A 10,993-nucleotide genomic window follows, 5' to 3' on the forward strand; every position below is an offset into this window, starting at 1 on the left:
GTGCATACCGTTATCCATTTCATTTTTTCCATACCTTGAAAAAACCATATTGGATAAATTACATTTCCTAATACCATCGGTGTAAAAGCCAAAAGCACATACCAATTATTTTGGTATTTTGGTATCCATAAGCACATTAAAAAGAGGGCAAAAAAAGCCATAAATGCAAGAAAACATTTACTCCAGATAACATTCCAAAACAGAACAGTTAGCTTATCTTTATTTTCTCGTTTTCTAGCTACTTCTTGTGTAGCAGTTAAATTAAACCCATAGTCTGTTAAAATAACAAGATATTGCATTGTAGCCTGACAAAAGCCAAGAATACCAAAATTAGTGGGACCAAGAACCCTAACAAGATAAGGGAATGTTAATAAAGGAAGGATATAAGCGCTACCCTGAACTAATGCAAGATAGAATATATTTTTATTAAGCGTTGTATTTATATTCACATATTTACCATTAACTTTGATCATTCAGTCTTGTATTTTTACTGAAGTAAAGTGTGTCTTTGCAGATAAACGGCATCGCATTTACCATGCCGAAATATATAATTGCATACAATAATAATTGTATCCCCTCTGAAACTTTATACCAATTAAGGAATAGACCTATACTGGATAGTAGTGACGCTAAAGATGTCATTATTAATAAAGTTGAGCGGGATGTTAATTGGCTTCGGAGCAACACATGGTGCAAATGCTCCCGGTCCGGCTTGAACGGGCTGTCCCCTCTTCTGATGCGAGCGATCATCACGCGCAGCATATCCATCAGCGGCACGGCGATCAGCCACAGCGCGGTGACCGGCTGCATTACCGCATCGTCGCCCTGCGTGGCGACAATCAGCAGCCAAATGACGGTAAAGCCGATCAGCGTACTGCCGGCATCGCCCATAAAGACTTTAAATTTGCGTCCCCAGGGAATGCCGAGATTGAGCAGTATATACGGCAGGCAGGCGACCATCAGGCAAAGGCACCATAACGCTATCTCATCGTTCCCGCCCATCCAGAACACGGTGGCCAACGCGCCGAAGGTGACGGAGGAAAGCGCGCCCAGCAGACCGTCGATGCCGTCGACCATATTAAAGGCGTTAATCGCGCCGACCACCGCCAGCAGGGTCACGCCGTAGCCCAGCACGCCGAGAACCAGCTCGTAGCCGAACAGGATATTGCCGAGCGAATAGAGGTAGAGGCCGTTGTACATCATGATGCTGGCGACCAGCGCCTGTAGCGCCATACGCGGCATCACCGGCAGATCAAGCTTGTCGTCCAGCACGCCCACCACGATAAGCATCGTGGCGCACGCCATATAAAGGGTGAAGTCCGGCAGCCAACCCGGCTGCAGAATATAGATAATCCACAGGGAGAGATAGACCGAAACGCCGCCGACCAGCGGTATATGCCCGTTATGATGTTTCCGCGCGTTAGGTTTATCGACCAGCCCTACTTTCTTCGCCACTTTGCGCGAGATAAATAGCAGAGCCAGCGCTCCCAGGAAAACAAGCACGATATCTTGCATGTGTGCACCAGTATTGAGATTGACCAGAGATACTTGAAAATGTCCACGCTACCGCCCCTGGCTTTAAGCAACCAGACGCTTCAGTGGCTCAGGACTCAAACAAGCATAGCCTGTGAGAGCAACCTGGTAATTTTTTCTCGCGACGCAACCAGAAACAGAGGTAACCGTGCGCTAATAGTTTACGATTCTCGTACTATCGTCGTGCGCAGACAAGCATAAAATTGCCTGTTTTAGCGTTGACTTATGCTGTTAATACTTTTATCCGCATTGATTGTTTGCAAAGCAAGCAAAGCGCTTAAAATATCATCTCACGTCGTCATTAGGCGGGCGAATGCGAAATATCTTATTCATTGATTCAGACAATGCGCTTTTAACGCATCAGCCTGTTGCGCTAATCACACTTTTGTTTATCTGGCGTTGAACCAAAGCCTGAAACAGAAAAGGCTTCTGTTGCCAGAAGCCATAAGTTTTGTCTGTTATGTTGTCGACGCAGCCGGTTTTTAACAGAAGCGAATAAGGCCGTTGCGCGATGCAATACATTAGACCAATTTAATTTTAACGATAACCGTTCGGATTTTTCGACTGCCAGTTCCAGGTATCGCGCATCATTTCATCGATACCGCGCGTGACGCGCCAGTCCAGTTCCTTATCCGCCAGCGAGGCGTCAGCCCAAAACGCCGCCAGATCGCCGTCGCGACGCGGTTTAATTTCGTAGGGCACCGGTTTGCCAGACGCTTTTTCAAACGCTTTCACCATTTCCATAACGGAGAAGCCTTTACCGGCGCCGAGATTATAAGCTTTGTAGCCCTGAATGCGATCGAGATGATCAAGCGCTTTCAGGTGCCCTTCCGCCAGGTCGACGACATGGATATAGTCGCGCACACCGGTGCCATCTTTCGTGTCGTAATCCGCGCCGAAGATACCGAGCTTATCAAGACGGCCAATGGCGACCTGCGCAATATAAGGCAACAGGTTATTAGGAATGCCATTGGGATCTTCACCGATTTCGCCAGACTCATGGGCGCCGACCGGATTAAAGTAGCGCAGCGCAATCGCCTTCAGCTTGCTGTCCGCTTTGGCGTAATCCTGCATGATCTGCTCGACCATCAGCTTAGAGGTGCCGTAAGGGCTGGTCGTGCCGCCGATCGGCGTGGTTTCAACATAAGGCACCGGCGCGTTGGCGCCGTAGACGGTCGCGGAGGAGCTAAAGATAAAGTTATAGATGCCGGCGTTGCGCATCTCTTCCAGCAACACCACCGTACCGGAGACATTATTTTCGTAATATTCCAGCGGCTTGCGGGTCGACTCGCCCACCGCCTTCAAACCGGCAAAATGGATAACAGCGCTGATGGCGTGGCTGGTAAAGATATCGCGCAGACAGGCGCGATCCAGAATATCGCCCTCAACAAAGGTGGCTTTTTTTCCGGCCAGCTTCTCGACGCGGCGAATCGACTCCCGCGAAGCGTTGCTGAGGTTGTCCATTACCACAACGTCGTCGCCGCGCTGCAACAGCGCCAGCACCGTATGAGAGCCGATATAGCCCGCTCCGCCCGTTACCAAAATAGCCATGTGAACTCCTTTATGCCGCGCAGACGCGCGGCGTGAAATAGTGAGGAATTATTTTGCCAACAATTGCTTTATCGCGTCGCGGAACGCTGTGCCCTGCTGGTTATGGCGCAGACCATAGGTAACGAACGCCTGCATATAACCCAGCTTACGGCCGCAGTCGAAGCTGTTGCCCGTCATCAGGCAGGCGTCAACCGGCTGTTTTTTACTCAGGCTGGCGATCGCATCCGTCAGCTGGATACGGCCCCATGCGCCCGGCTCGGTTTTTTCCAGTTCAGCCCAGATATCCGCAGACAGTACATAGCGACCTACCGCCGCCAGGTCGGAATCGAGCTGTTCAGGATGCTCCGGTTTTTCGATAAAGCTGGTGATGGTGCTGACGCTGCCTTCGTTTTCCAGCGGTTCTTTCGTCGAAATTGCAGAGTATTCAGACAGATCGGCGCCTGGCATATGCTTCGCCAGCACCTGACTGTGGCCGGTTTCTTCAAAGCGCGCGACCATTGCGGCGAGATTATAACGCAGGTGGTCGGCGGTGGAATCATCCATGATGACGTCCGGCAACACAACCACAAAAGGATTGTCGCCGATCATAGGACGGGCGCAAAGTACGGAGTGGCCCAGACCCAACGGTTGCGCCTGGCGCACGTTCATGATAGTTACGCCCGGCGGACAGATAGACTGCACTTCGCTCAGCAGCTGACGCTTCACGCGCTGTTCCAGCAGCGCTTCCAGCTCATACGTCGTATCGAAATGGTTTTCAACGGCATTTTTGGACGCATGAGTGACCAGCACGATTTCCTTGATGCCCGACTTGACGATTTCATCAACGATGTACTGAATCATCGGCTTGTCAACGATAGGCAGCATCTCTTTAGGAATGGCTTTTGTAGCAGGGAGCATATGCATACCGAGACCCGCAACGGGGATAACTGCTTTAAGCTTGGTCATATTTTTTCCATATAATGATGTGAAGACATTACGCGATTATGCAATAAATGCATGATCGTCAAGTATAATCTTATTCTGAAAATTTTCCTGCCAGGAAAAAGCTGATGAAGTAAAAACAAAAAACGCGTTAAGGTAGGCAATTGCAATAATTAATCCATCGGGCGTGAACATCTGCGGTAGAAATTAATAGAAAACGATCTAAACAATTTTATTAATTACGGCAAGCTTTATTCGCTGAGATTAATCTGATAAGCATTGTCGCATGCGCGCAAATGTAAGAAAGCGTTTTCTTTTATCTGATTTTAAATATTACATCTTCCATTTACCATGCCGTAATGAATAATGCAATTTGGCGTAATCATTCTTATAAGGGTCAGAAATGAGCACTAATGAAAAAGCCAGTGAAGAACGCATCACCTCACGACGTAAGGCGCTGACTAAAATTCTGGTCTCTGCGGCCGCCGTCGGCACGATAGGCAGCCTGACGCGGGCGAACGCCGCCGCCGCGCCCTCCCCGGCAGCAGGCGGCGCCGCGGGGAAAATTGACGGCGCGCCCGGCATTATTCTCGACCATGCATCAACTTCCTGGGCGAAAATCCGTAGCGACAGCCGTAACGGCAACGGCCCGGTAGATAATTACGCCGCGTTTCAACAACTGGTCGAAGATAAGAAATACCTTACTATCGACACGCCGGTGAGCATTAATAAATCGGTCAAGCTAACGTTAAAAAACCAAATCATCGAAGGCCGGGGAAACGGCATCATTACCCCGCTGGGAAATATGGGTAATGAATTTTTGCTGGAGCTGAAAGCTGACGCCACCCAAATACACGGCATGGTATTTGATAACCCGATGCTACTGAAAAGCGAAACCGGCGGCCGTCAGGGTGGATTAATGATTTCCGCCAATTACTGCCAGGTGGCGAACTGCTATTTTTATCGTATGTTGCAGTCGGTGATTGCGCCAGCTGGCTTCGGCGCCTACGGCACCAAGATTATCGATAACTGGTTTTTAGAGTGCCTGGGCGCCGGCACCGGCATGCGCGATCTGCACTCCAAGCTGGGCGAAGATCGCGGCGACGCCGTCACCATTTGGGGTTCCGGCACGATCATGACCGGCAACCACGCTTACTGCAAAGCAGGCGAGGATGCGCGTCTGGCGTTCCATGCTGAAGGGCTGCCTGGAGCGCGCAAGCATCTGCGCGATTTTGACCATAAAGATATCATCATGGCCAACAATATGGCGAAGGGCAGCTTCCGGCGCCACTTTGCGATGGAAAACATTATTGGCGGCGTATCGATTGGCAATATCTCGATGGGCGGCGCTACCTGGTGGGGTGAAGCCTACATTCAGTGCAAAAACATCAACGTTAAAAATACTATTCGCTACAGCAACAGCCCGGATATCCTGAACGGCAATGCCTGGCGCCCTATCAAAGCGGCGATCGCGGTGGTTAACTTTAATGAAGGCGTAAATATCGACAGTACGGTGCTGATCGCCAAAGGCACGAAAGCCTATGGCTTTGCTATCGCCACCCAGACTGGCGATCACGACGTAACCCTTTCCGGCAGCATGATTAATGAAGGCGCACGCACCAACACCGCCCTGTTCCTGAATCAGCCGAAAAGCTTCCGCATTAACAATCTTGATACGCGCGGCTTCGCACGTGTGGCGTTAATCACAGCTAATCCAAACGTGTTTATTTCCAGTAACAATAGCTATCACGAACTGAATGGCGAAGGCACCGGATTAGAAATGGCGCGCGGCAAAGGCGGCACCGTTACGGTAAACGGCGATACCTATCTTAACGTCAGCACCGCGTTTAAACTGCCAAATCTGGATAACCTGAGCATTAAAAACACGCAGGTGAGCGGTGAAGGACGCTTCGCTAACCTGAGCGGCATCACGAAGTCATTGACCATTAGCGATAACACCGTATTGTCGGGTAATCAAATGCCCATCGCCTATAGCAACGGCGCCTCGCCTGATATCGCCTGGAGCGTGCAGAATAATATCGGCATTACCAGCAACTTTACCTACAGCAGCGAACAGCTTGCCTCAGCCCAATCGCAGCTTAACCAGCGTAATAAATATGCCGGTAAGAATGTGTCGGTAAACAATAATTCCGTGTGGGTGGCGTTGGGCGATAATCCTGACTCTCCCTGGCTCAATCTGGCCACGCAGAAGCAGGTGAAGCCCGCATAGTAAAAAAGCCTCAGCTTTTACGCTGAGGCTTTTTTTTATCAGGCAGGTTTCTTGCGATTTCTCACCATCGCGACGGCGTTAGAAAAGATTGCCAACTTATGCCGCGGGATAAATATGAGCACATAAAGGCCATAGATAACCGCGCCAGCGGCGATATCCAGCAGCAGCTTTTCCCATCCGGTTTTCAGCCCCAGCGCGCTGTCCATGGCAAACAGCCCCAGACACATCACCAGCGAGCCAATAATCGGGCTGGTTATCTGCGCCAGATACTCTTTCCACGTCACATTAAGCAGCGTTAGCGCACACCAGGCCGAGACCGGATAAAGCAGTAACGTACGCAGCGAATAGGAGAGCGCCATCGCCACCAGCCCGTAGCGGACAAAAATAAAGAAAACGGTAATGTTGGTGACCGCATAGAGCAGCGTCAGGCGCGACTGCCAGTCTGGACGATCGCGGGCAAACATAACGGTATGGTTGTAATAGCCGATAGAGACGATAAACCCGGTCGCGCTGACAATCTGCATAACCGGCACCGACGCCATCCATTTCTGCCCCAGCAGCAGCCAGGTAACATCATGCGACAGATAGCAAAGGCCGATAAAGGCAGGCGCCGTCAGCAGGATGGTAAAGAACGTCGCATTCAGATAGTGCGACTTGAACTCATCCAGCTGATTTTTCACGCGGGAAAACGCAGGCAGCGAAACGCGCATCAATGCCGTCGCCATAACGGTATTCAGCGTGTTGACGATACGTTTGCCCGCCGAGTAAACCCCTGCCGCCGCGCTACCCAGATAATAGGTGATAAAGAAAATATCACTGTTCTGGTTAGCGAAGTTAGTCATGCCGCTTAGCGCGACATGGCGCGAAAAGCGCATCGACTCTTTAAATGACGCCATGGAAAAACGCAGGCGCGGCTTCCAGGGCGTCGCCAGCCACAGCGTTATCGTCGCCACGACCGAGGTCACCACCTGCTGCATCACCAGACTGGTGATGCCCATTCCTTTCCAGGCGAGATAAACCCCCACGATGCCGCCCAAACCGATAGAGGTGATCGAACGAATCGCCAATGAGCGGAACAGCAGACGATGCGTCAGCCAGGCTTCATGCACTTTGCTCAGCCCGCTGACCAGAATAATCACGCTGGTCCCACGGATCACATCGCCAAGTCCGTGGATATGCATCATATTTTCAAGGATGTTGGCGGAAAAGAAGACAATAAGAAATGCCGGCACGGCAAAAATACAGCAGCTCAAAAAAGCCGTATTGAAGTCTTCGTCAGTCGGCTCATGTTTACGTATGATCGACGTGGCGATACTTTCAAAAATCACCGTTCTGAACAGCTGAGTGATCAAAATGGAGACGCTGAGCATGCCGTAGAGATGCGGATCGAGTAAACGCGCCAGCACCAGAAAAATAACGAACGTTATCCCCTGCGCAGCGACGTTATCGAGTATCGACCAAACCGCCCCAGAAGCGATACTGCCTTTAGGCGTAGGTTTATCTGACTGTTTTCTCACTGTGATGTCCTGACGAGTGGAATATTTCAACATTACGCGCGGGCGATAAGTTCAACCTGGCGCAACCGCTCCTGTAGTTTTTCCACGTTCTCGTAAAACACGCTGTCGTCGCTGCGCTGACCGCCCAGCTGAGCCGCCTGACGCAGCTTCGCCGCTGCCTGATCGATATAGCGGTCGTTCCATTTCATATTGAAGCGTGTTTCCGCACCGGTAAACAGACGGTCAGGCACTTCATGCGAGAAGTAACGCGTGTATTTCAGATAGTGCGGCCACCACGGCGTGCTCTTCTGTTTACGTACGCGAATGAATTCCTTAATGGCGTAATCAACGTCGGCGTTTTTCAGATGGTAATTTTCCCCATAGAGCGCCAGGGTTTTATTACGCATCGATTCGCGGAATGAGCTGCTGCCCAGCACCAGCGGCTGATAATGCTGGTTGATGGTCTGCGTCCAGTCGAGCCATTTAAAGGTGTTGATCTGACTGGAGCTCACCAGCGGCACCCACGGCACCCGCATCGCATCGGCGATGATCGCCGCATGCATCGCATCCGCCAGGATCAGTTTCGCATGACGGATGCGGTTGATAATGGTTTTGGCGTCGCCCTGCGGGCTGATGTACTCCACCCCGGCGCGACGACAGGCTTCTTCCCATTGACCGGTTTTCAGCGCGTCATGATGGGGGATAAAAATAACGCCCTTACGCTCGGCTTCGGGAACAGGTTGGAATTCCGGCAGCGTACTGAGCAGCGCGGCGCCGTCGGTAATCGCTTTTTCTTTCGGCAGGCCCAGGACATGCGCCGTCAGCGGGCCACGCACGCTGAGAATATTCCAGCTTTCATTGCCGAAGTTAGCGGGCGGCACGCCATAACCGACGCCGCTACTGAATACGATCCATTTTTTAGCGGGCGGCAGCGCGGAGCTGATAATCGTACCGATGCCGGCAAAGCGGCACTCTTCGTTATCATCAAAAACCCCTGGTAATAAATCGTGCCACAGCCATTCATTTAAATCGTCGCCGAAATTGCCTGCGGCTGTTTTATAATAATGAACTTTCACTCTTTTCTCCTAAATAATCACCAAGGTTAAAAATGTTAAAAGGCTACTACATCCTTATCGACAGATATCTTCACCCTTTTTGCCAGCAGGTAAACTTATCCTCTTTTCAGAATATGCTTACCCATACGACCTAATAAAACCAACATATAGGGTGACGTGAACAGCATGACATTAAGGATATTAATTTTTTTATTTAACGTAGGCGATACAGAGTAAAACTCACGGAATGAAAGATGCGAACGGCATTTTTTAATTGCCTGCACGGCAGCGGAAAAACTGACGGCGCGTGAAACCGCCATAAACGCCACGCGCGCGATAACCGAATATTTATGACGCAGAAAAATTTTACGCTCTTCCTTATTGCTCCATGCCCTGCCTGTCAGCTGATCGGTGAGCGGCAGGTAATCCAGACGCATGGTTGCTTTATCCCATGACTTCTTGGTAAGCGATTGTGGCCGTTGGATATAATGGTAGAGAGGCTCTGAAGTGAAGGCCATAGTAATATTCTTATTAAAGATAAGTATCAGCACTTCATAATCTTCAAAGATGATTTTCTTTTCATCAAACGCGATGCCGTCAAACAGCTCACGCTTAAAGAGTTTGTTCCATAGAAAGCCCGGTATATCCCCCTCAAGCATGGCGATTAACGCCTGCTTGCCGGTCAGCGTGCCGGATGGCGCGTAGTGGTTAGTAACCTTTTTCATCGCACCGTCTTCGCTTTCATAAAAGTAAAGACACTGCGAAACATCTACCTGCTGACTTTCCAGCGTGGTGACCAGCGCCTCAATCATATTGCTTTCCAGATAATCATCAGAATCGAGGAAAGCGATATAATCACCGCTGGCAGCGGCGACCAGACGGTTGCGGGTCGCTGACACGCCAAGGTTAGGCTGATTCTTTTGGATAACGAAACGCACCTGCGGATAGCGATCCCGCAGGTTGTACACCCGTTGCAGGGTGCTATCCGTCGAGCAGTCGTCAACAATGACGATTTCAATATTTTTGTAACTCTGTTCAATAATCGAAAGCAGCGTTTTTTCGATAAACTTTTCGCAGTTGTATACCGGAATCAGTATGCTGACTAAGCGTTCCATAGACATCATGATCTCTCTAAAGCTCTTTTAACCTGTTACCAACGTGCTTGCGCTCTCAGGCATGCAGTTGACCGCTGATTAACCTGATCAGGCTGTCGTAAGATTTATTTTTATCAAACTCCTGCTCAACCTTACGACGCGCGGCCTGCAGCATTGGCGTTAAATCGGGCTTTTCATCAACAATTTTCGCAATCACGTCAGCCAGTCCGGCGGCGTCTTTTTCTTTGATTAGCCAGCCATTTCGACCATCTTCAACCAGCTCAGGTATCCCGCTGTGCCAGGTGGAAATCACGGGGATGCCGCGCGCCATCGCTTCCATCAGCGCGACCGGCACGCCTTCCATATCGCCATCTTCCGCCGTCTGGGAAGGCAACATGAAAATGTCCGATTTTTGCAGGAAGTCATTTATCACCTGCGGCGACTGGAAACCGTGCAGAATAACATTCTGTTGCAGACCGTAGCGGGCGATAGTTTGTTCGACTTCGTCGCGCTGCGGGCCGTTGCCCAGCACGTTATAGGTAAACTGATAGCCGCGTTCTTTCAAAATGCGGCAGGCTTCCAGCGAGGTGAAAATCCCTTTTTTGTCGGTGAGACGCGCGATAGTCAGCAGCTGAATCGGCGACCCGATCGGCTTTGCCGGACGGAAATGGAAATTATCGGTATCAATGCCAACGCGCATAATGTGGGTACGTGCGGGATCGCCGCCCAGCGCGCGGATCTTTTCCGCCCACAGCTTACTGATAGGCAGGATAAATTTACTGTCGCGAAACAGCTCTTTGTAATCGTCGCTGTAGGTTCGCAGAATACGGTGGGTGGAGATATCGTAACCATGGAAAATGGTCGCAAGCTCTCCTTTCAGCACGCCCAGCTTGCGCAGCTTGTTGGCCAGCACCCCGGCCGGACCAAAGTGCGCGATGAAGAGATCCGCTTCATAGGTCTTTTTATTGGCGGCGACAATCGCGGGCAGAGAGAGATTTTTGGCGCTATAGCCATATTTTTTGAAATTCATTGCCGGCAGCGTTCGGAGCTTGCCTCGCGCCAGCCCTTTCAGGATGGTTTTGAAGCGGCTGATGGCGCGCGCGCTGTTTTTAT

General features: G+C 50.6%; 9 protein-coding genes. 1 reads left to right on the forward strand and 8 read right to left on the reverse strand.

Annotated features, from left to right (window positions below; translation table 11 throughout):
- The 4 genes from MYY08_RS16245 to galF all read right to left on the reverse strand — a co-directional run.
- Window positions 1-449, reverse strand: a 449-nt coding sequence (locus MYY08_RS16245; protein WP_288014937.1) for an oligosaccharide flippase family protein, incomplete at its 3' end; no start/stop codon positions are given.
- Window positions 450-459: 10 nt separating this feature from the next.
- On the reverse strand, window positions 460-1,515 hold the full coding sequence (wecA, locus tag MYY08_RS16250; RefSeq protein WP_288014939.1) for a UDP-N-acetylglucosamine--undecaprenyl-phosphate N-acetylglucosaminephosphotransferase: 1,056 nt from the start codon (window positions 1,513-1,515) through the stop codon (window positions 460-462).
- A 555-nt stretch (window positions 1,516-2,070) separates the two neighbouring features.
- The gene (gene galE, locus MYY08_RS16255; protein WP_038625283.1) at window positions 2,071-3,084 is read right to left on the reverse strand and encodes a UDP-glucose 4-epimerase GalE; all 1,014 of its coding nucleotides are present in this window, start codon (window positions 3,082-3,084) and stop codon (window positions 2,071-2,073) included.
- Window positions 3,085-3,132: 48 nt separating this feature from the next.
- Entirely contained in the window at window positions 3,133-4,029 is an 897-nt protein-coding gene (gene galF, locus MYY08_RS16260) for a UTP--glucose-1-phosphate uridylyltransferase GalF (protein WP_084970981.1), read from the reverse strand.
- A gap of 379 nt (window positions 4,030-4,408) precedes the next feature.
- On the opposite strand from galF, the gene MYY08_RS16265 reads away from it, so the two are divergent.
- Entirely contained in the window at window positions 4,409-6,235 is a 1,827-nt protein-coding gene (locus MYY08_RS16265; RefSeq protein WP_288014942.1) for a hypothetical protein, read from the forward strand.
- A gap of 38 nt (window positions 6,236-6,273) precedes the next feature.
- Here the strand turns inward: MYY08_RS16265 and MYY08_RS16270 are convergent, their stop codons facing one another.
- The 4 genes from MYY08_RS16270 to MYY08_RS16285 form a co-directional block, all read right to left on the reverse strand.
- A complete protein-coding gene (locus MYY08_RS16270) occupies window positions 6,274-7,752 on the reverse strand; it encodes a lipopolysaccharide biosynthesis protein (RefSeq protein WP_288014944.1) in 1,479 nt (492 codons plus the stop codon).
- A 32-nt stretch (window positions 7,753-7,784) separates the two neighbouring features.
- Window positions 7,785-8,807, reverse strand: coding sequence for a polysaccharide pyruvyl transferase family protein (locus MYY08_RS16275; RefSeq protein ID WP_038625279.1), 1,023 nt, complete (start codon window positions 8,805-8,807; stop codon window positions 7,785-7,787).
- Between the two features lie 95 nt (window positions 8,808-8,902).
- Complete coding sequence (locus MYY08_RS16280) at window positions 8,903-9,901, reverse strand: glycosyltransferase family 2 protein (protein ID WP_159378785.1); 999 nt, start codon at window positions 9,899-9,901, stop codon at window positions 8,903-8,905.
- Window positions 9,902-9,956: 55 nt separating this feature from the next.
- Window positions 9,957-10,993, reverse strand: a 1,037-nt coding sequence (locus tag MYY08_RS16285; RefSeq protein ID WP_288014947.1) for a glycosyltransferase, incomplete at its 5' end; no start/stop codon positions are given.

Source organism: Mixta sp. (assembly GCF_024610815.1).
In the GTDB taxonomy this organism is placed as follows: Bacteria; Pseudomonadota; Gammaproteobacteria; order Enterobacterales; family Enterobacteriaceae; genus Mixta; species Mixta calida.